The organism is Lysinibacillus sp. GW823-FHT02G10, assembly GCF_058797135.1.
In genome coordinates, this window is the sequence record NZ_JBXAJI010000001.1 from 1,252,201 (window position 1) to 1,272,705 (window position 20,505).

At 35.2% G+C, this 20,505-nt stretch carries 20 protein-coding genes and 1 pseudogene; 3 read left to right on the forward strand and 18 right to left on the reverse strand.

Annotated features, from left to right (window positions below; translation table 11 throughout):
* Positions 1-41 precede the first annotated feature (41 nt).
* Together AC1RFD_RS06525 and AC1RFD_RS06530 are read right to left on the reverse strand one after the other, a co-directional pair.
* Entirely contained in the window at positions 42-755 is a 714-nt protein-coding gene (locus tag AC1RFD_RS06525) for an SDR family oxidoreductase (RefSeq protein ID WP_492474650.1), read from the reverse strand.
* 32 nt (positions 756-787) lie between these two features.
* Positions 788-1,339: an NAD(P)H-dependent oxidoreductase gene (locus AC1RFD_RS06530; RefSeq protein ID WP_420281887.1), complete on the reverse strand. Its 552-nt coding sequence runs from the start codon at positions 1,337-1,339 to the stop codon at positions 788-790.
* A 370-nt stretch (positions 1,340-1,709) separates the two neighbouring features.
* Here AC1RFD_RS06530 and AC1RFD_RS06535 point away from each other — a divergent pair, with 370 nt between their 5' ends.
* Positions 1,710-2,048, forward strand: coding sequence for a winged helix-turn-helix transcriptional regulator (locus AC1RFD_RS06535; RefSeq protein WP_492474652.1), 339 nt, complete (start codon positions 1,710-1,712; stop codon positions 2,046-2,048).
* A gap of 989 nt (positions 2,049-3,037) precedes the next feature.
* Here AC1RFD_RS06535 and AC1RFD_RS06540 read toward each other — a convergent pair.
* The 14 genes and pseudogenes from AC1RFD_RS06540 to AC1RFD_RS06605 form a co-directional block, all read right to left on the reverse strand.
* Positions 3,038-3,919: an alpha/beta fold hydrolase gene (locus tag AC1RFD_RS06540; RefSeq protein WP_376748063.1), complete on the reverse strand. Its 882-nt coding sequence runs from the start codon at positions 3,917-3,919 to the stop codon at positions 3,038-3,040.
* A 1,060-nt stretch (positions 3,920-4,979) separates the two neighbouring features.
* Positions 4,980-5,462, reverse strand: a complete 483-nt coding sequence (locus tag AC1RFD_RS06545) for a hypothetical protein (protein WP_492474653.1) — start codon at positions 5,460-5,462, stop codon at positions 4,980-4,982.
* Positions 5,463-5,493: 31 nt separating this feature from the next.
* The gene (locus tag AC1RFD_RS06550) at positions 5,494-6,432 is read right to left on the reverse strand and encodes a C39 family peptidase (RefSeq protein ID WP_492474654.1); all 939 of its coding nucleotides are present in this window, start codon (positions 6,430-6,432) and stop codon (positions 5,494-5,496) included.
* Between the two features lie 306 nt (positions 6,433-6,738).
* On the reverse strand, positions 6,739-6,864 hold the full coding sequence (locus AC1RFD_RS06555) for a hypothetical protein (protein ID WP_492474655.1): 126 nt from the start codon (positions 6,862-6,864) through the stop codon (positions 6,739-6,741).
* A 57-nt stretch (positions 6,865-6,921) separates the two neighbouring features.
* Positions 6,922-8,277 (reverse strand): NAD(P)-binding domain-containing protein, encoded by a 1,356-nt coding sequence (locus AC1RFD_RS06560; RefSeq protein WP_492474656.1) that lies wholly within the window; start codon positions 8,275-8,277, stop codon positions 6,922-6,924.
* A 96-nt stretch (positions 8,278-8,373) separates the two neighbouring features.
* Positions 8,374-8,595 (reverse strand): hypothetical protein, encoded by a 222-nt coding sequence (locus AC1RFD_RS06565; RefSeq protein WP_492474657.1) that lies wholly within the window; start codon positions 8,593-8,595, stop codon positions 8,374-8,376.
* Between the two features lie 45 nt (positions 8,596-8,640).
* Positions 8,641-9,057, reverse strand: a complete 417-nt coding sequence (arsC, locus tag AC1RFD_RS06570; protein WP_492474658.1) for an arsenate reductase (thioredoxin) — start codon at positions 9,055-9,057, stop codon at positions 8,641-8,643.
* 12 nt (positions 9,058-9,069) lie between these two features.
* On the reverse strand, positions 9,070-10,128 hold the full coding sequence (arsB, locus tag AC1RFD_RS06575; protein WP_103118160.1) for an ACR3 family arsenite efflux transporter: 1,059 nt from the start codon (positions 10,126-10,128) through the stop codon (positions 9,070-9,072).
* Complete coding sequence (locus tag AC1RFD_RS06580) at positions 10,121-10,447, reverse strand: ArsR/SmtB family transcription factor (RefSeq protein WP_066036718.1); 327 nt, start codon at positions 10,445-10,447, stop codon at positions 10,121-10,123. The genes arsB and AC1RFD_RS06580 overlap by 8 nt, the downstream gene beginning before the upstream one ends.
* A gap of 346 nt (positions 10,448-10,793) precedes the next feature.
* Positions 10,794-11,234, reverse strand: coding sequence for an NUDIX hydrolase (locus tag AC1RFD_RS06585; RefSeq protein WP_333004008.1), 441 nt, complete (start codon positions 11,232-11,234; stop codon positions 10,794-10,796).
* 748 nt (positions 11,235-11,982) lie between these two features.
* On the reverse strand, positions 11,983-12,456 hold the full coding sequence (locus AC1RFD_RS06590) for an EVE domain-containing protein (protein ID WP_066036716.1): 474 nt from the start codon (positions 12,454-12,456) through the stop codon (positions 11,983-11,985).
* Positions 12,457-12,467: 11 nt separating this feature from the next.
* Complete coding sequence (locus AC1RFD_RS06595) at positions 12,468-13,004, reverse strand: DinB family protein (protein ID WP_066036715.1); 537 nt, start codon at positions 13,002-13,004, stop codon at positions 12,468-12,470.
* A 67-nt stretch (positions 13,005-13,071) separates the two neighbouring features.
* Positions 13,072-14,019 (reverse strand): helix-turn-helix transcriptional regulator, encoded by a 948-nt coding sequence (locus AC1RFD_RS06600; RefSeq protein WP_066036714.1) that lies wholly within the window; start codon positions 14,017-14,019, stop codon positions 13,072-13,074.
* A gap of 212 nt (positions 14,020-14,231) precedes the next feature.
* Positions 14,232-14,576: pseudogene (locus AC1RFD_RS06605) on the reverse strand (NUDIX hydrolase).
* Positions 14,577-15,181: 605 nt separating this feature from the next.
* Between AC1RFD_RS06605 and AC1RFD_RS06610 the strand changes: the two are divergent.
* Positions 15,182-15,328 carry a YrzI family small protein gene (locus tag AC1RFD_RS06610; RefSeq protein ID WP_083225250.1) on the forward strand — a complete coding sequence of 49 codons (147 nt, stop codon included), beginning with the start codon at positions 15,182-15,184 and terminating at the stop codon, positions 15,326-15,328.
* 617 nt (positions 15,329-15,945) lie between these two features.
* On the opposite strand, the gene AC1RFD_RS06615 is transcribed toward AC1RFD_RS06610, so the two are convergent.
* Positions 15,946-16,440 carry an NUDIX hydrolase gene (locus AC1RFD_RS06615; RefSeq protein ID WP_054550199.1) on the reverse strand — a complete coding sequence of 165 codons (495 nt, stop codon included), beginning with the start codon at positions 16,438-16,440 and terminating at the stop codon, positions 15,946-15,948.
* 559 nt (positions 16,441-16,999) lie between these two features.
* Here AC1RFD_RS06615 and AC1RFD_RS06620 point away from each other — a divergent pair.
* A complete protein-coding gene (locus AC1RFD_RS06620; RefSeq protein WP_492474659.1) occupies positions 17,000-18,427 on the forward strand; it encodes a serine hydrolase domain-containing protein in 1,428 nt (475 codons plus the stop codon).
* A 446-nt stretch (positions 18,428-18,873) separates the two neighbouring features.
* On the opposite strand, the gene AC1RFD_RS06625 is transcribed toward AC1RFD_RS06620, so the two are convergent.
* Positions 18,874-20,409 carry a multicopper oxidase family protein gene (locus AC1RFD_RS06625; RefSeq protein ID WP_492474660.1) on the reverse strand — a complete coding sequence of 512 codons (1,536 nt, stop codon included), beginning with the start codon at positions 20,407-20,409 and terminating at the stop codon, positions 18,874-18,876.
* Between the last annotated feature and the right edge of the window lie 96 nt (positions 20,410-20,505).

Here is a 20,505-nt window from a genome sequence, read left to right on the forward strand (position 1 = left end):
TTTTTTCTTGTTTAGTGGATATATTTTCCTCAGCTGCTGGCTTAAGTTAAAATATGACCACCTTCTACATGAAGAACGGTTCCAGTCACGAAACTATTTTGTAGCAAGTATAGTACGCTTTGTGCAACATCTTCAGCTCTTCCTATTCGTTTCACAGGGAGTTTGTTTTCAACTGCATAATAGAAGTTATTACGTGCTTCTTCTGGCATTTTGCTACGGGAAGGTGTATCAATTATTCCAGGTGAAACGATGTTTACTCGGATCGGAGCAAGTTCTAAAGCCAAAGTCTGTCCTAGATTCGAAATAGCCGCATTGACTGCACCTAGAATTGCTGAGCCAACCATAGACTTGTAGGCTACAACCCCCGAGAACAAAGTGATTGAACCGTTTGGTAAAATTTTTGAAGCACCGTATTTCGCTGCATAATATTGTCCCCAGAATTTATTTTCAAACAGTTCTCGGGCTTGGGCTGTATCCGTTTGGAGGAATGATCCGCCGGAGGTTTCTGCCGCGCTTACCACAAGATGATCGAACTGGCCGATCTTTTCAAAGAAAGACTGGACTTGCTGTTCTTGCGTTGAATCTAAAGTATAAGCCGTTGCTCTATCTCCTAGTTGCTCTTTTGCATTCCGTAATTTATCTTCGGAACGGCTGGCAATGATTACTTCTGCCCCATGAGCTATTAGCTGTTTAGCTGATTCCAAACCAATCCCAGAGCTTCCACCGATAATTACAACTTTTTTATCTTTTAACATGTTTTTCTCCCCTTATACGTTTTCTTAATAGATTAAAAATTCAAAACCTCTTGCAGATGTAAATCAAGTTCGGATACAAACTTTTCAACTTTCGGATTTTTGACTACATCATAACAAGAGAAACTCTTTAAAGGTTTCATTCCGAGAAATTTCTGTATACGATGTAAATGACTTAATGCTTCTTCTAGGCTGCTCCCTTCAAAAAATTGACTTGGATCGTTAAATGCTTTTTCAGGAGCATTCCAGGTAGTCGAAAACATATATTTCTTTTCAGTCAACAACCCGCCTTTTCCATACTGATCAGCACCCCTAAAAAATAAACCATAAGCATATACTTCATCCATATACGACTTCAATAAGCCCGGGACACTGAACCAATAGATAGGTGTTTGGTAAATGACAATATCAGCCCATATAAATTTTTGTTGTTCTTCTTCGATTTTATATCCTTTTTGAATAATTGTTGTTTTTACATTGTTTTTTTCACTTAAAAAACTGACCATTTTGTTCATCAATGTTTGGTTTAAATTCCCCTCTGCTGAACTATACTTCTGATGACCGTTAATTATAAGTATATTTTTCATCTTTATCTAGCTCCTTCAATTTATATGATTTCTAAAAAACTGCCTAGCGTGTAGTTAATAACCCTACTGTACTTAAGGTAAAATTCAAATCGTTTGCTTCATCCGGAAGAATACTCATGATTATGTATCAATAGCAAAAGCATTGATTTATATAGCAATGAGAGCAAACGGTAGTTTGTTTCGTTGATTTCTTGCAATAATTTTAGTCACCTCCTCAATAAGGGTTGAAATTATAAGTACTACGATATTATAAATATAGTAACTTTATTTAAGGAAGTAGTGATATTTATTTCATAAAGTTTCTGAAAGTATACTATTGTGATATGATAAGGTGAATTAAACAAAAAAATTTTTCGGGAGGATGTTTCATATGAGTGTTATTGAGCCAGTAATATTAACCAAAGGAGCACAAGGTGAGACTTGCCCCATTGCTAAAACGCTCGACGTGATTGGGACTAAATGGACTTTTTTAATTATTCGCGATCTGCTTATAGAAGGAACAATGCGATTCAGTGACCTATTGAAATCAATGAATGGAATTAGCCCGAAAACACTTTCACTCCGTCTTAAGACACTAGAAGATTATGGGATATTGAATAAAAAGGTATTCCCGGAGGTTCCCCCTCGTGTGGAATATACGTTAACAGACAAAGGAAAACAATTGGAAGGTATTTTCATTGAATTAAAGAGATTTGGATTAAATTTATAAGAAATTAAAGTCATTCTTTAAATTTTGGTAAGTTAATTATGAATCATATCAGAGCATTTTTATTTTTAAATCTATTTCTCAGGCTATGAACTATACAAACTACGCTATCACCGCATATTGATAGTAAAGTAAAGCTATTTTAGCCTTAAACCTCCGAATTTTGTTACTTAGGGTCACTCCTATCCCAAGTGACCCTTTTTATTGTTTAAATTTATTTAAATGAACCTAGGCTGCTTCACTTTGTCTTTTATTAGATTTTGCAAGATCATAATCAACACCTTTTTTAAATACTTTTTAAAAATTCAGCGTATCAAATTTATTACTTGTCGCTACTTCAATCCTTTAGTAATCTTTTCTCAGTCAATTCAACAATAAAAAAGTTATCCATTGGTTCTATATAATGTGTAAAAAAGAGTCGAACATACAAATTTGTATGTTCGACTCTTTAAGTATTCCCGTTTTAAAATCTCAATATATATTTTCTTATGAACTTGAATCGTGATTCTTTAACAACAAGCTAAGTTCATCTCTCTTAGAATAATTTTTATGAATATTAGACAAATCTACATTAAACGATAATTAACATTATTTAAACGAATAATCCCCTTTTGAACGATAATCTATAAGAACCATTGGATAACTAGAAGGTTGTGTCAGAGGTATTTATATTATGTAAACTAAAATCATTTGGCGAGGAGGAGGGCTTGAATACGTCAACTTCCCATTATATCTGTACATTTCGACTTGTAATTCTGAAGTTCTTGGCTGTTCGAAGTATTCTAACAGTCTAATTTTTTGAATATTACTAAATAAACAGAGTCAAAGAGTCCAAAATAAAAATGGACAACCTTACATTGAATATTGTAAAGTCATCCATATCTCTAGTTAATCAAATAAATAATCCTTTTCATGCATCTCCTAAAGTAGAAATATCTATTACAAAATACAAGAAGGTGATTCGTATACTAATTTAAATACATATGAAGTTGTTAATAGGTAATCAAAAATTTTATTAATTCATCATACATTCTATCGGAATCATGCCCGAGCCAAATTAAATGACCCCAATTTTGAAGAATACAAAGTTTCGAATTTGTGATGTTATGTTGTGCATGATAAGCATGTTCAACAGGTGCAGCACTATCATTTATACTATGTAAAATTAATGTAGGACACTTAATTGAGCATAAATCAGCTGCAGAAATTGTTCCAGTTTGTGATAAGTCGATCATAAAACCATATCCAGAGCGTTGTCTATTGTTCATTTTACGAAACATCTCAATATCAACATCAGTAATTTGAGCGGCTACTTCAATATAAGGAAGTTTACTAAAAGAAGAGGCCATTTGTTTAAACATAAATTCGGAAAATCGGTTACTTAAGTGACTAATTATTCTCCAAGTATATTTTTCTATAGTAGGACGAAATAAAATTTTGGCTGCTTTATATTCCATATCTTTAGATGTAAGCCATTGTTTCGTTACGGCCGATTGTAGAGTAAGACTTCTTACACGTTCTGGATAATTAGAAGCAAAAAAGATTCCACTTGGTCCTCCAGCAGAAATGGCAATTACATGTACCTTTTCGATATTCAAATGATTGAGTATATTTAAATAAGCATGGCAGGCTGTTTGAAGATCTTTCCCGAGAAGTGGATCTGTATTACCATATCCAGCTCTAGAAGGAGTTATTATTGAATAACCTTGTTCCAATAATTCAGCGTAGCCAAACTCTTCTTTACAATTAGAATGTCCACCATGAAACACAAGTATTGGTGTACCTTTTCCTATAATTGAATATTCCATTTTTCTTCCAATGTCGTCAATAAAATGATCGATAACTCTTTCCTGATAAAGCTCCGTTTCCCCCATTGAAGTTTGCACAACTTACACCCCTTTTTTTAAAAAAACTTAGAATATTGATACATATATAGGATCTAATATCGTTTTATTCTTTTATTAACTTCTTGTACATTTAGTTCTACAAAAAAAATGCGTAACCCTGCCTTTTTAGATGAGAAAAGAATTGCACGATCATTATCTTGAATCTGGATCTTTAATGAGAACGAGCGCTGTTTCTTATTACAGTATCACACTCAATGTTGAATATCACATGGGAGTTTTTTCAACATTATAAACGGTTCAGTCCTTAAAACTTCTTTTTCATTTTCTGAGACAATAATACGGACTTCTTTTGCGTTTGAAATGATTCTTAAATATAAGAATAAGAAATGTCCAGACTTGTATATGGACAAGAATCTACAGACCCTTCGTTCATGATATTGGTTCAAACTCTACAACAGTTGTTGGGCTCTCCATAAATTTTTATCAGCTATGATTTTGTCAATTAGTTCGATATCATCTTGGTTCTTCATTTCCATGTTTACATCCCTACAAACTCTTATATGCTCTTTTGCTTCCAGCTTATCCCTCTATAAGTAGCCATCTATTCGGTCTATATCCCGATGTTTTCTGTGCTTCGGCGGGATGTCTCCACCTCCTCCTTGTTTTTTTCAAGATTTGAGTTTGTTCTGTCATTCACCATAGTTGACTTGGCTCATCTGACTATCACTAGTCAAATTGTTAATTAAAATAACCCTCAAGAGACCTCCCCGGGTAAGCACAACCACTTTCCTCTCATATAACCGCCAGATTTACTGTATGGGATTCGAACAGTATTAGACTTCGCTTTGTTATGCAAGTTTATCCATCCCAAGCCAGCCTTCTATCTGATTTCTGTTCAACAGTTTGAGAGTTTGCGTCCTATTACCTCCAGATTCCACGTCGCCATGGACACCCCTGTCTTTTGCTAACAGATCCTACTGCCAAGCCTGTATGGACTTTTACCATCGAGTTGTTGTACATGCCGGGCACACATAAAAAGCGTTAATCCATTTGGATCAACGCTTCATTTATTCATCTTGTTTAAAAATTAATCTCTTTGCTTAACTAATGCGAAACAATAAGCTATAAAAACAGTGGTAAATAGTAACGCAAGTAATGTCCATCCATTAAAGAAGATATTATTTGAATGTGTGTTAAGTAATGGAATTTGAGTTATTTTAGTAACTGAATCATTATTTTCAAAGACTAATAATCTAAATTCTCTTGCTTCTTTAAAAGTAAAGAAATATATAATACTCGAAAGAAGGAATGAAAATATAATTATTATTTTATATTGCATTGTCTTGAAAGTTCTTTTAGCAAAAGAATATGCAATTTTAAATGTACCAATAATCGAAACTATCAAGAACGGGATTAAAAATACTAAAGGAAAGAGTCCTGGATTACCATTACTAATATTATTCTTTGAACTACCTATCAAAACTGGTTCAGTTAAAAAATTAATCAAGTAAAAGGCGATAGAAGTTACAATAATGTTTAAAGAATAAAAAAACAATGATAATTTATTCACTTTTCCCCCTCACAATCTTTAAATTATCTACTCATGTAAACTGTATTGATTTTATCAGATATACTTGTCCAACTTCATAATTAGTAGATGTATTATATTGTCCACCGTCTGGATCTTTATAACCTACATAATTTCCACCTTCAGTGTCATAACCATGTATTAGTCTCCAATGGTAGTTTTCTCCACTAAGTAATAACCATACTGCTCCAACAGGATTATTACCGTTTATCGCTGTTTGGATACCTCCAAATGTTGGTGCACCACTAGAATTATAGTTCCATCCTGTCATGTTATGATTTAAGTGAAGTTTTAGACCATTTGCAAAAGAATATGCATTAGTACCCCATAAAGATGAATTCATATCAAAATATAAATGATTTATAAGATTTGCATTTGAATATGAATAGTAGTTATAGTCTCTAACAGAATAACCTTGAGTTTTATAGTAGTTGGTGATCATTGCACCAGTAGCAGGTCCACACGATGAATCGGGATTGGCAACGTTCGTCAATCTCTCACACACTCTTGTGATAGGTAATTCTTTTGGACCTATAACGCCCAACGGAGTAATATCTAAAGTATTTTCTGAAAATGTGGAAACCTCATTCGTTTGAATTTGATCTTGCTTTTGCTTGTATTGAAGTCCAAATTTATATCTTTGAAGTTCTCTAGCACCCTCGAAATCCTTAGCTTCTTGAGCTTTCTTTACCATTCCATTTAGTCTATCGTTCAATTTTGCTTTAAGTGACTCTCCTGAATCACTAAACTCTATTTCATCAAGTCCTAAATAGAATGCCTTTTGATTAGTGTTTTTCTCTAAGATTTCTCCATACTTTGTATCAATATTTTCATCGAAATTGCCAAATTCCAAAATGGCATCTAATCTTTCGTCATTGGCAGCTAAAACAAAGCCTGTTAATTTTTTATTAACATATATATTGTAGTAATGTGCAATTACAGTATCATCCAAACCATACAATTCACGGATGTGAACCAAGTTATATGAGTCATCGTTAGTAATATTGAATTTCTATTTCTTTAATTCGACCAAAATCTCTGCGTTGGAATCAATCGAATCCTTACCACTTGCTTCTGTGTTAAAATTAAACAAGAAAAATGTCACAAGGACAAGAAAAAGTGATGCCTAAAATTTCCCACTTACTTTTTCAAAAATATACATTTTAATTCCTCTATTTCTAAATTTATACATTTTTATTTTCTATTATATAACATCAGATAGATATTTCAAACAATTTTAACTATTTTCACCTTACCATTACCTCTGTTCACTTGGCACAATTGTTTCAAAGGTTGCCATCCCTGTTTCGATTCCCTCTTTATAAATATTTAATACCTTTTTTAAATCCTTCTTTTCCATTTTACGAATAATTAGTGTGTCCATCCCATTTCCCCCTTAGTATTTTAAAAGGACTGCTAGCTTGCGCTAACAGTCAAATTTTTAACAACATGAATTTAATGGATCAGTAAGATTTATACCGCATACACCTGTTTCAGGTAACTCCAATTCCACACGTTTTGAAGCTTCTTCATCTCCTGATAAATAAGCTGTTATGGAACGAACCTGTTCATAGCCTGTGGCCATTAAGAATGTAGGTGCGCGTCCATAACTTTTTGCACCGACAATGTAGAAGTTCTTTTCTGGTTGTCGTAGTGTTTCTTCTCCATGCGCCCTTACTGTGCCACAACTATGCTCATTAGGATCAATTAAGGGCGCTAATGCTTGCACACTTTCTGTTGCTGAGTCAATCGAAAGGCGTAATTCGCTGTTAATCGATAGGTCTGGTCTATTTCCCGCATTGACAACAAGCTCTTCAAATCCTGATAATACTTTTTGTTCTCCGTTTATAGTACCAACAATATGGATGTTCTCTTCTTTCTTCACCTGGGAGATATAAAAAGGTGTTATTACTTCAACCTTACCTGTGTCTACTAATTCGTGAATGCGAACACCGAGTGCGCCACGTGCTGCCAATGCATCCTTTTCTTCACCACCATAGGCTTCTTCTACAGTTCCTTTACGCATAATCCATACTAGCTTTGTTGAAGGGTTTTCACTCTGTAATTCAGCCAAAGCTAATAAGGTATTGATCGCTGAATGACCACCACCAATGACAGCAACCTTCTTATTTGCATATCTCTTAGGGTTCGTATTTATATCTGGAATACCATACTCAATGTGATCTGCTAATGCTTTTTCATTTTTCAGCCAAACACCTGTAGAATTTGCTGGGTTTGGATTCCCCCATGTTCCTGTTGCATCAATAACTGCTCTCGCCTCAATCACACGAATGTCATTCTCTTGTTCTATATAAATAATAAAGGACTGATCTGCTCGATTTTTTGTCTTCATCTTATCATTCAATTGTCGTGAAATCCCGACTACTTTTGCGTTCAATTGAATGTTAGGCTTTATTTGTACTAGCTCAGACAAAGGTTTTAAATATAGATCTATTAATTCATGCCCTGTCGGTAACGTATCTAAATTAGGTTCTACCCAACCAGAAATATCTAATAAAGCTTTAGCAGCCTTATTAATGTTATATCGCCATGGTGAAAATAATGTAACATGCCCCCATGTACGAATATTGTGTGCTATTTCATGCCCAGCCTCAAGTAAAATAAATGCTTGCTTTTGCTCCACTAAATGAGCAGCTGCAGCTAATCCAATGGGGCCTGCACCAATTATGGCAATCGGTAAATTCTTATTGGAATTATTAACAGTCTCTTGGACTTCAATAGCGTTAGTAGTAGTACAACAAGATCCATTTTGGTTGATTATTTTAAGTGTTTTCATCATTAATTTCTCCTCTATTTTCTCTATATAAGCATTCCCTTATATAAAATATATTTTTTACGCCTAGCAGTTAGCTAGACGTTGTAAACTTTGTAATTAAAAAATTTCAATTTCACACATTGTTTTATCAATTTCTTTTATGGCTTTTTCAAATTGCAAACATGTCGAAGTGCCGTAACGATCCATATCTCCTTTAAAGAAGAAATCAAAAGCGAACTCTTTAGCCTGTTTCAAAGTGTAGTCTCTACTATTCATAATTAACTTTAAATAGGCGATAAAATAATCTTTTGTTAATACGCTAGCATGATTTACTACCATTTTTAATCCTCCATTCAACAGATTGAATAATTGCTAACAGAAGTATTACAGCTGCTCAGCTACAAATTGATCAATCCGTTTTCCAATTGCATCACGTACAGTTTGGAATACAATCCATTTTTCTTCATCTGTACCTGTCGCTTTCGCAGGATCTTCAAATCCCCAATGCTCACGACGAACGTGAGGAGGTGTCATCGGGCATTTATCTGCTGCATCCCCACATAACGTGACAACTAACCTGGCGTTGTTTAATGTCTCCCTATCAATTAAATCGGATGTATGATTTGAAATATCAACCCCTACCTCAGCCATCGCTTTAATGGCCTTCGGATTTACGCCATGTGCTTCAATACCAGCACTTTTTACAGTCCAATTGATTGGTAGTAGCTTTTTTGCCCATCCTTCAGCCATTTGACTTCGACATGAGTTTCCTGTACATAAGAAATAAAGTATATTTGTCATAGTAATTGCTCCCTATAATTTAATGGTTTTAAAGTATTTTTTCTGCCAACGTAGGGCAACCCATACAAGTCCTATGAGAACAGGTACTTCTACAAGTGGACCAATAACAGCAGCAAATGCCACGCCACTATGCAGGCCAAACACACCCACTGCAACCGCAATCGCTAGCTCAAAATTGTTACTTGCAGCTGTAAAAGAAAGAGCTGCTGTGACAGGATAAGATGCCCCAACTTTACGGGAAGAGAAGAATGACACAGCAAACATGATCACAAAGTAAATAAATAATGGAATAGCAATTCGCACTACATCAAGTGGCAGTTCTACTAATTGCTCACCCTTTAAAGCAAACATCATCACAATCGTGAACAACAGTGCAATTAGAGTCAGTGGTGAAATCTTCGGTAAGAACTTTTCCTCATACCAATGTTTCCCTTTTGTTTTAATCCCTATCCAACGTGTGAGGAACCCTGCAGCAAACGGGATACCTAAGTATATAAGTACGCTCTTAGTAATCTCCCACATAGAAATGGATACATGGAAATTCTCTAAACCAAACCAACCAGGTAATACATTTAAGAAAAAGTAAGCAAAAATTGAATAAGTCACGATTTGAAAGATGGAGTTAAACGCAACTAAACCAGCTACATATTCACGGTCTCCACGTGCTAAATCGTTCCATACAATGACCATTGCAATACAACGAGCTAAACCAATCATAATCAGTCCAGCCATATACTCTGGATAATCGTGCAGGAAAATGATGGCTAAAAAGAACATTAAGAACGGTCCGAGTAACCAGTTTTGAAAAAGAGAAAGTAAAAGCACTTTCCAATCCTTAAACACACGCCACATTTCTTCATACTTTACTTTCGCTAATGGTGGGTACATCATGACAATTAACCCGATAGCAATCGGTATGGATGTTGTGCCAATAGACATGGCCTCTAATGCTTCTCCAATATTAGGCATTGTCAAACTTAATAAAACACCTATTCCCATAGCAACAAATATCCATAAGGTAAGGTAACGATCTAGAAAAGATAGCTGCTTGGTTAAAGAATCATTACTCATTTATATTTCCTCCTACATGGCAACAATCTGTGCCACAGTTACACCCGTTTAAAGGTTGAATTTGTTCTAAAATGCCCTTCATCAGTGGAGTTTGATCCTCTACTAAACGGTAATGTTTCCAAGTCCCTACTTTTCGTTCTGTAATAATGCCTGCCTCCTTTAATTTTCGAAGATGTTGACTAACAGCTGGTTGCGATATTCCGAGAACATCTACAAAATCACATACACATACCTCCCCATTCTTCATGCATGCAAGTAATTTAATGCGGTTTAAATCTGCAGCTGCTTTTAGTTGTTTTTCAATTAGTGTATTTTCCATTTATCTGCACTCCTTATATAATTATTTGCTTATATATTATTTTAAATAAAATCACCTCGTTAAAGAAAGGTGAATTAATTCGTATATAACTATATTCTTATATTATGATTTAATGTTTTGAATTGCAACAGATTTTTATCCAATTTGACGTTGCTTTGAAATAAAGTTTGAGCAAAAATGCCTCGCAAACCTTTATTTCAAGTTAAATAAGAAGAATCCCTTTTTGAAAAAGATTGATCAAAAGGGATACCTCTTGAGCAGTTTTAAGTTAGGTTTTTATAAAAAAGTTTGATTGTTTTCTACATGTGTTACTCCACTATCGCGCCCTATTATGGAAAATGTATAACTAATATTTCACCTGCATATTATCTTGTAGTATTTTCTCTGCAAGTTTAATGTTTTCTTTTAGAAATAAAGGTAGTTCCGTATGTGCAAGAACCTCTGATGTAGTCATCCAAATAACATCATCCACTTCTTCAGTACTTTTAGCGTAAGGTTCTCCGGATTTATGATGACATAGGAAAACTATATCGATTACATTTATCCCTGATTCTGTCACGAAGGAAGAGCTATTTACATATTTAATGCCTGTAATTTCGCTACCTACTTCTTCAAAAACTTCTCGTTTTAATGTTCTTTCCAGAATATCAGACGAATCACCTTCAATTTCACACTTTCCTCCTACTAATGAGAGACCTCCACCAGCATGCTCCTCCTTTTCACTTCTGCGGATTAAAAGCCATTTCTCATTGCGACGAATAGCCCCTTCTACATTTACTACAAACATAAAATACCCCCTAAAATCTAAAATTTATACTTTATCCATAAACACATGGCCCATTTTATTTCGTAGACGCATTTTTTTCTGCAGAAATGCGCCCAGTTATAGAACATTCACAATATTCTGTTAATCATATCACACACCAATTATTACCACCACGACTCCAGCACTTTAATTTGAACTAATAAAATAGATTTTTAAAATGAAAATCCACCATCAACATTCCACAAGAAAAGGAAAGAACAAATTGCTATGCATTTCATTGTCATTAGCTACTTCATTTGTATTAGTAAATAAATGATAAACAAACCCTCTTGTATTTTGTTTGCTCTAAAAGGCGTTTGACGCAATTAAATTATTAAAGCACATTTGCTCAACATTTTGATTAACGATATCTTCGGTGCATGGATTGGTGGAATGCTTGTTGTATGGTGAAGTCCTAAATTTTCTGATTTCTGATTCGTGCAATCATTGCGGAAAGCTCCGTAAGCTAAATAGATCTTTTATTTTACATCTATATGGTTAAGTGAACCAAGATGTAAACAATTATAAATGGTGACTGTTTTTAATAAAGGCGGCCTTCCACAAACTAATCTGTGGAGGACCGCTTTTAATTTGTTCTTATTTACTTAACAATTCTCGTCTCGTGAATTCAGAAGAACAGAACGCTATTCAACAATAGCGTCCAATTGTTGAATATTGTTATCTAACTAAAGCACTCTAAAGTTTAAGTGAAACTGTTCACAACTTACAATCAGTGTTTAAGGATCTCGGATAATGCCTGTTCCTCACCATCTAACATCGAAGTAACGATTGTCATAAAATCTTCAGCTCCAATTTCAAAATGACCTCGACGGAATGGTAACCCCCAATTGCGATTTCCACGCGTAAAAGTGAGCTGGTTTAACAACAGTGCAATCTTAACTTCTCGACAAGGAATATAACGCATATCTCTGCGAAATGGCACAAACGACTCCGACACTTGATGTTTGTAAGCACCGTTATCCGTAACCTGACCAATAGCAGTAAATGCTTGAACTGGCTTCCCTTTGGACATGTCTGTGCGAGGGGAATAGTATATCAGCCAATCACCTGGAGACATTTTACGCAAAGGTGCTGCCTTACCGTGACATAACTGTGCAAAACCACCTTCTATGGCTAAATTCACATGAGAAGCGGATACAACGCCAATCCAATATCTGCTTTTCTGACTTGTTATATTCGACATGATGCATCCCCCTACTCTTCAAATGCTGAACTTTTCAAACGATCCAGTTGTAAAAAATGATGTCTGTAATGCATTTCAATCAACATAAACCATTCCTGCGCGTTTAAAGCACCGAACGCCGGATGAAGTATCTTGTTACTTACAGGCACTTGAAGTAGAACTGATTCCGTATTCCTCATCCGTTCCACTACACTGTGAAGTCCTTCTACCAAATGCTCCATGCTCTCTGGTGGTTGCGGAGTATAGTTTGGCGAAGCAGGGACCTTAATACGAACAGCAGGAAATTGTTCTAGTTTAAAAACAATCTTACCCTGCTCAGTTTTTTCCTTCGCTGGGTTCAATGTCGATTCGCTACCAGCTAAACATTGCTCGACATTATGTAGATGCATGAAAGCTGATTGAATTAAATGTACATACATCTGTCCAATGGACCAATCTTCTTCGTTCAGCTTTCTATGCATTTTATCCATATTGAGTTTTGTCAGTTCTGCCAAATATCTTTCTACTGTAAGTTCAAATGACTTCAATACTTCCTTTGTACTTTTCATCCTTCAAGCAGCTCCTCTTCATCTTGGTATAGTCACAGTATAAAAGAACACTACTGACAGGTGTATGTCAGTAGTGTTCTAGAATTTTTTTCGCTACTTCCCGAATCTTGAAGCGTAAAGACTTCGGCTCAATCACCTCGATATCTCCGCCCCAGCCAAGTAAATGCTGTAATAGTTCCTCTGGATACCGAACACGAAATTGAAAGATTACATCCTCCTTCCGCTCCTCAATAGATTCAATATAAAAATTAACTGCCTCAATGATTTTGTCGGCAATTTCGGGGTTTGCCCTCATTATTATTCTTTCATCTCGATTGTCAGGTGGCCGATAGCTACTTAGGTCAAAATCATTTGGTAGAAGAAATTGATCTTCCAACACAGAAAGCTCGGACATCCGGGACAAGCGGAAATGGCGCATTTCTTGCCTCATATCACAGTATGCTAGTAAAACCCAATTTTCATGGACAAGTGTTAATCCATATGGAGAGACCACACGTTTATTTTTCCGATTTCCATCTGTTCCTGGCATTTTTTTAATATACATAAAACTGATTTTGCACTGTTTCAAAATTGCATCGCGAACTTGATTAAGATACGTTTTTACCCGCTCTTCAGTTGACTGCTCACCTATATGAAGCAGTCGCATTGTTTCCCGAACAAGCCTTGACTCGTTACGAACTGACTCCGACAAAGTAGCCTCGATTTTGCGTTTAGCGGACCTTGCATTAATACCATAATCTGTATCCAACCTTTGCTCGATAAAATCAGCTCCCATGAGCAGGGAGACGGCCTCTTCTGCTGTGAACCTAACCGGGGGTAGAAAATATCCTTCCATTAAGGAATAACCCTGACCAGGGGCGCCTAAAATGGGAACCCCAGCCTCACTTAGTGCTTGAATATCCCTATATATCGTACGTACACTTGTCTCAAATTGAGAAGCTAAATCTTCTGCTCTCAATGTTTTGCTTCGCTGTAATTCAAGCGTGATCGCAAGCTGCCTCTCCGTTTTATTCATTTTTTTCCTCCACAATTTCAGCATTCTATTACAGTACTTGCCCAATAATTGAATAACAGCAAGCAATATTGAAGCTGTATTCCTAAAAATGAGCTGCCTATGCAACTCCGTGTTCTTCAAGCAAAGCACCCGTTTTAGCTTAAATATTTTCTTTCATATGTTTGGGGTTAATCAGATTTAATAACCTCCCATAACGCCGTTTTATTGCTATCCTATTTCAAAAGTGTTACTGCCTCTTCAAAACATGCTCTTTGGATAATGATATATCTTTTGTAGGGAACTTTAACACCAAATAAAAATTCTTTTAATACATAAACGTCTTGTCTCCAAAGGAAATTCCCAACTCCACCTTCTACTGGTAGTGAAGAAATAGAAGCTAATTCAATATATGGATAATCTCTTGTAAAGCCAACCTCTTCAAATGCTTCTCGTTTAGTAGGAGTCTCACCCTCTTCTCCAGCACCAGCTAATCCCTGCCAATATCCATAATCACTTCTATTAAAAATTGCATATTCAACCCGTGAAAGTAAACACCGAGTGCGCCATGTGCTGGCCAAAGCATCTTTTTCTTCGACCTATAGGCTTTTTCTACAGACTTCTTACGCATTCCACACTAGCTTTGTTGCAGAATTCTCTACCTGTAATTCCGCAAGTGCTAGCAATAACAGAATGGCCACCACCCAAAACTGTAATTTTCTTTCGTATGCGTATTTATAGTTGGGATACCATACTTTATGATCTGCTAATACTTATTCATTTTGTAATTATATCCCTGTAGAAATTACTGGATTTGGATTCCCCCCATGTATCGTAGCATCCATAACTGCTCTCTCTTCAATAATTAGGAAAGCTTTGTAAAAGATGTTTACAAACAACTTAAATTTAGATATACTTACAAAGTAAACAAAAAATTCTTAAGGAGGTCGAATAAAATGATCGTTATCGTTAAATTGATGTCATTGGTAGCTACAACTTCATTAAAAATGAAAATCACACATTCGACCGCATCGGAATGGATCGCTTAAGGTTTTTTTGTAAATAAGCATACCCATACCGCAGGGAGAAGTGTGCCCCTGCGGTATTTTTGTGCCTTTTTTCGCCGTAGAGGAGTCTCTCTACGGTTTTTTTCATTTTTCATGACATTTTAAGGAGGTGATAATAAATGATATTAAACTTTTTTGCGCTCACGATAACTATTACAAAACGTAAGGTCTCTCTTGAGAAAGCACTTCATGATGAATATGTGAAAAAAATCTTTGAAGAGAACCGAAAAAAAATTGACGATTATATTCGTATTCGTCAATTTTAATCTTGTTAATTAAAAAACATGAAAGGTGGTAATTGAAATGTATTATATGATCAAAAGACGTCATGCAGTTTTATGGCTGGAGAAAGACACAACCACCAGATGAAGTAATATAAAGTGATAATATAGCTAATTTTATAATCTCAGATGAGCTAACCCGTTCTAATCTAGGACGGGTTGCTTCAGGAGATATTTCGCACTTTTATTAAGCGATATGTTACACATGCAACTTGATGTAGTTTAAGAAAATGCACAATTTACATACGGGAAAGTAACTTTTTGTTTAGTCTTTTTCAATTAAATTTCCCGATTGTGGGACTACTTTAACTGCTCAAAAACTCCAATCGCAATGTTAATTAAGTTAAAAAAAACTTATAAACTAACTATTCCAGACTACACAGTGATAATCCTGCTTGCTTAGAAAATCATTAAATCCTTATTACATTAACCTTCCCAGTTAGTTAAATACATTACTTTTCCAACTAACCTAATTTTCACATAATTCCTTTAAAAACGATATTCAATTAAATAGCCCTTAAACTGAAAAATGAGCTTTCCTTTTTCCAGGAAAGAGTCCGATTGTTGAAGATCGTTGTTATTAAATTAAAGCACACGTTAGTTTAAGAAGAACAAAAGGTTAACGCATCGTCTAAGATTAATTTTGAAAGTTTATGGTCATTAATTACAAATGGTATTTCAGAGGGTTCTACCCAAATTCGAGCAGATGATTCATGTTCTCGGAGAAAAGGTAAGCATTCGGTAACATCCATTCTAAAAAATGCCTGATAAGCAATCAATGGATATTTTCCACTTGAATCAAAGGACAGATTTTCTTTATGGCTTACTTCAATAGAACCTATGTATTTAATTGTTCCCTTTACATACCCCTCTTCATATGTTTCGCGTAGTATAGCTTCTTCTACGTTCTCCCCAATCTCTACGTGTCCACCTGGATAATTAAACCCTCGATTTTTTATTTGTGATAATAACACTTTCCCATCTCTAAAGCACACTGCATGAACACTCGTCACTATTAAAGATTCTGTTAATTTCATTCGAGGCATCCAAGTTAGCTTCACATTATTTCCACCCCAGTCTACAAAAATCGTCTGCATATATCTATCCCATCTCCTGTTAAATGCAATTTATCACCTAATATTAACTTTCTACACTGTTTCAAAAATCCCTCTTATACAACAAACCGGAAATAGATTTTAAAACGTGGTAAATATACGTTTCTTATGTTGCATCAATTGTAGAATATATTACGAGTAACCATTCTTATGCCAATAGAATATATTTGGAATTTGCATATTGGTCCGTTTAAAAGAATGAGGCTTCTGACTCTTATTCGAGTTCTCGTCATCTAGTAGATTTAAAAGTCTTATCAGCAAAGCCTCCCTCATGGTAATAGATTTCTTGTTTGTTTTACAACTTTTATTCCACAATCTGGCCCTTTAATGCAAACAAGCGCTGATCCTTATTACAGAATGCACCCTTTTGTTGAAGATCGTTTTACTTATTGAACTAACGTATCTGTTCGTTAAAGGTAACTCTTCACATTTTACTTAATATTATAAAGGTGAATAGAAAGATAAGTTATAATTTAGTTTAATAGTTGTAAAAGTAGGTTATTTATATTATTCTCTTATAATTTTTCAAAAAGGAGTGTTTATGAAAAAGATTATTGTTGTTGTATTAATGATATTTATATTATTCTTAGGATCCACAACACAAAGTTATGCACTGTCAGATTCGAAATCTGCGGCAATACAAGCGTTGCTAGATGATGCCTCTCGAATATCAGGTGTTCCAGGAATTTCAATCTCAATAATTGTCGATGATGAAGTGTTCTACTTTTCTTCAGGGTATGCTGACCGTGAAAAGGGGTTGACTGCAAGTGAAAATACACTCTATGAGTTAGCTTCTGTCAGTAAAGCTTTTACTGGTATGGGTATTATGCTGTTGGAAGAGCAAGGGCTGCTCTCAATGACGGACCCTGTGCAAAAATATTTACCTTGGTTTACGTTAAAGTATCAAGGAAAACCTGTTGATACGCAAAGCCTTACACTAAATAACTTTCTTCACCATACCAGTGGTCTAACAAATATTAGGCATACTCAAAATATTCCACAAGGCAATACACCGGATATGTTGCAAAAGACTGTGGAAATGCTCGTAGATGCTGAATTGGCGTTCAATCCTGGTGAACAGTATAACTATGGAACCGTTAATTATGACGTATTGGGTTTGGTTATTGAGATTGTGTCGCAACAAAGCTATGAAGACTTTATGAAGGAACAAGTATTTCAGCCGTTAGGTCTTCACCAGACGTATGTTTATAAAGAAGATGCTCAAGCCACTGGACAGTTGGCACAAGGCTACCGTTCTTCCTTTTTTATGACAACTCCATTTAAAGCTCCGGATTATGCTGGGAACAAACCCGCAGGCTACATCATTTCTAATACAAAAGATATGGCACGTTGGATGGGCATACAGATGGGTATTGTGCAGGACATACCCGAAATATTTCACACGGTTATCGAAAAATCACATAGGGGTGATATGTCTGTCTCGGCTGTCAACGATATGTATTATGCGGCAGGCTGGTCGGTAAACGCCGACCAAACAATTATCGAACATACTGGGGGCAATCCAAATTTCCGAACCGAAGTAGCCATACTGCTAAATGACAGAACAGCCATCTGCTTGCTGAGCAACGGCGCAAATACCAATATAAACTTGGTACTAAAAGTTAAAGATATATTAGACGGCAATCTAACTCAGTCATATGAAATAAGTGGCACACAGCTTTTGGATATCATTTTGTCGTCTATCACTATTATTCTTTGCCTATTGGCTGTTCTGCTATTTCTCTTAGGATTACGAAAAAAGAAAATGAATAAGAGACAGCCAATGACAAAAAAGAGGATAATCATAACAGTTATTTTCCTGATGGCTACGATTGCCCTTGGTATACTGTGCTGTGCTCTCGATTGGTCAACGATACTTATTTGGCAAACATATAGTGTTCTAACAGCGTTGATTTCGTCAGCATTATTAACAGCCAGCATTACATGGTTTGTATACACTCACCGATAAAATACCTCGCTTCCAAGATAATAAAAATTTAAATTTATCGGTATGCTTAATTTGAAAAACATAAGACACTTAGGTGTCTTTTTTAATATCATCGGCAATTTTCCCAGTCAAACCTAATTACTATTGCTTCCACTAACCTGCTCTGTTCGTGGAATAAAAACAACTATATTATTTTTACAAAAGCGTCGTTAGGTAACATTTCTTAAAAGACTGTTATTCAACAAGCTGGCCCGTTTGTTGAACAAAAATTAGTTTTCAGACTAATGGTAGCTTATTTAATTGTTAAGTTACAAAAAGGTCGTATCCTAGAAGTCTTTAAAGCAACAGAAAGCATTTAAATGGCTCGAAATGGCTTTATCTGGTGTTTTAAGTAGTTTAAAATCTGCCCTTGAATGACATCTAAAAAACCTCCAAATATTTGGAGGTTTTTAAAATTGTATCTATTTTTATTTTACTTCAACTTGACCCATCATCCCATTTTCTTCATGTTCAAGGACATGGCAATGGAACATGTAAATGCCCTTATTATTGAACTTCACTGCTAATTTAACTGTTTGACCAGCTTCAACTGAAACAGTATCCTTCCACCCTTTTAAATTTAAAGGAGGTTCTTTCCCATCAATCGACACGATTTTAAATTGAGTGCCATGTATGTGGAAAGGATGTGTCATGCCACCCATCATATCAGGTTTATTATAAATTTCCCAAATTTCAGTATCTCCCTGTTTTTGAGTGAAATCAATGCGATTCATATCAAACTGTGAACCATTGATTGAAACCATTGTGCCCATACCAAAAAGTTCAAGTTTCTTTGTAACTGGTAAGGTTTTTTCCTCTTCCGTAACACCAAAATCATTTAATTTTTGTGCAATGTTACTTGTACTTGCAGCTTTTTGTTCAATTTTAAATGGTAAAAGGGTAATTCCTTCTTCATTTATTAATGCTATATCAGTTTTGTCATCCATCTTTGAAAAATCCACTATTACCTCTGCTCGCTCACCTGGTGTTAAGGTAATTTCTTTCATATCAGTTGGTTGATTTAAGAAACCTCCATCAGTAGCAATTTGTTGGAATGTAGCTCCATTATTCAATTTAAACGTATAATTACGAGCATTAGAACCGTTTAATAATCGTAGTCTTATTTTTTCTTTACCGACAGTAAGTTTAGGATTCAAAGTACCATTAATTAACAAAGTATCTCCTATTGTACCATCCTCATTAAGGACTGCTTGATAATTTAATTGCTTTTCTTCAGTAAATTGTCTATCTTGGAATACTAACGGAAAATCATTCACACCATACTCATTCGGTAAATTGATTTTTTGCGAATTTTCATCATCAATATAAATTAAGCCAGCTAAACCTTTATATACTTGCTCTGCTGTAGCACCTTCTGGATGTGGATGGAACCACAGCGTAGATGCTCCTTGATTAACTGTAAAATTTACATCTTCTGTTACACCTGGCTCTAAGACTTGATGTGGACCGCCATCACCATTTCCGGGGATTTCTAATCCATGCCAGTGAAATGTTGTTGGTTCAGATAAATCATTTTTAGTTCTAAACGTTACCGTTTGATCTTTATAAATACGAATGATTGGCCCTAAAAAGGAACCATTATATCCATATGTCTCTGTTTTAGTTCCCTTAAAGATTTCTGTCGTTCCTTTTTGAGCAGTAATATTAACAATTCCATTTTTAGGTTCAATAATAGGTGGAAGCGCAAGCTCATTTTCCCCAGTTGAATTATTTAATGCTAATGGATTGTTGTGACTCGCATGACCATTTTCCATGCTACTATCTTTATTATCCATACCCTCCATGTTTTTCATTTCTTCATCACTCATATTGGAATGGTCCATACCAGACATAGTAGAATGGTCCATATTTGAATTATTATTAGATTCCGAATTACCCGCACTACATCCCCCCATTATAATAGCGCCTACCAATAATGAAGCAATCAAAAGTTTAGATTTCATTATGTTTCCTCCTTTTATTCTTTACATAGGCACTATAACAAAGAAGTATGGAGAAATTATGGATTTGTAATTAAATAAGACAAGTATTAACCACGC

Bases quoted from the DNA above. Each gene is read 5' to 3' on its own strand.
- AC1RFD_RS06525 (WP_492474650.1), bottom strand. From the start codon at position 755: ATGTTAAAAGATAAAAAAGTTGTAATTATCGGTGGAAGCTCTGGGATT.
- AC1RFD_RS06530 (WP_420281887.1), bottom strand. From the start codon at position 1,339: ATGAAAAATATACTTATAATTAACGGTCATCAGAAGTATAGTTCAGCA.
- AC1RFD_RS06535 (WP_492474652.1), top strand. From the start codon at position 1,710: ATGAGTGTTATTGAGCCAGTAATATTAACCAAAGGAGCACAAGGTGAG.
- AC1RFD_RS06540 (WP_376748063.1), bottom strand. From the start codon at position 3,919: ATGGGGGAAACGGAGCTTTATCAGGAAAGAGTTATCGATCATTTTATT.
- AC1RFD_RS06555 (WP_492474655.1), bottom strand. From the start codon at position 6,864: ATGGACACACTAATTATTCGTAAAATGGAAAAGAAGGATTTAAAAAAG.
- AC1RFD_RS06560 (WP_492474656.1), bottom strand. From the start codon at position 8,277: ATGAAAACACTTAAAATAATCAACCAAAATGGATCTTGTTGTACTACT.
- AC1RFD_RS06565 (WP_492474657.1), bottom strand. From the start codon at position 8,595: ATGGTAGTAAATCATGCTAGCGTATTAACAAAAGATTATTTTATCGCC.
- arsC (WP_492474658.1), bottom strand. From the start codon at position 9,057: ATGACAAATATACTTTATTTCTTATGTACAGGAAACTCATGTCGAAGT.
- arsB (WP_103118160.1), bottom strand. From the start codon at position 10,128: ATGAGTAATGATTCTTTAACCAAGCAGCTATCTTTTCTAGATCGTTAC.
- AC1RFD_RS06580 (WP_066036718.1), bottom strand. From the start codon at position 10,447: ATGGAAAATACACTAATTGAAAAACAACTAAAAGCAGCTGCAGATTTA.
- AC1RFD_RS06585 (WP_333004008.1), bottom strand. From the start codon at position 11,234: ATGTTTGTAGTAAATGTAGAAGGGGCTATTCGTCGCAATGAGAAATGG.
- AC1RFD_RS06590 (WP_066036716.1), bottom strand. From the start codon at position 12,456: ATGTCGAATATAACAAGTCAGAAAAGCAGATATTGGATTGGCGTTGTA.
- AC1RFD_RS06595 (WP_066036715.1), bottom strand. From the start codon at position 13,004: ATGAAAAGTACAAAGGAAGTATTGAAGTCATTTGAACTTACAGTAGAA.
- AC1RFD_RS06600 (WP_066036714.1), bottom strand. From the start codon at position 14,019: ATGAATAAAACGGAGAGGCAGCTTGCGATCACGCTTGAATTACAGCGA.
- AC1RFD_RS06610 (WP_083225250.1), top strand. From the start codon at position 15,182: ATGATATTAAACTTTTTTGCGCTCACGATAACTATTACAAAACGTAAG.
- AC1RFD_RS06615 (WP_054550199.1), bottom strand. From the start codon at position 16,440: ATGCAGACGATTTTTGTAGACTGGGGTGGAAATAATGTGAAGCTAACT.
- AC1RFD_RS06620 (WP_492474659.1), top strand. From the start codon at position 17,000: ATGAAAAAGATTATTGTTGTTGTATTAATGATATTTATATTATTCTTA.
- AC1RFD_RS06625 (WP_492474660.1), bottom strand. From the start codon at position 20,409: ATGAAATCTAAACTTTTGATTGCTTCATTATTGGTAGGCGCTATTATA.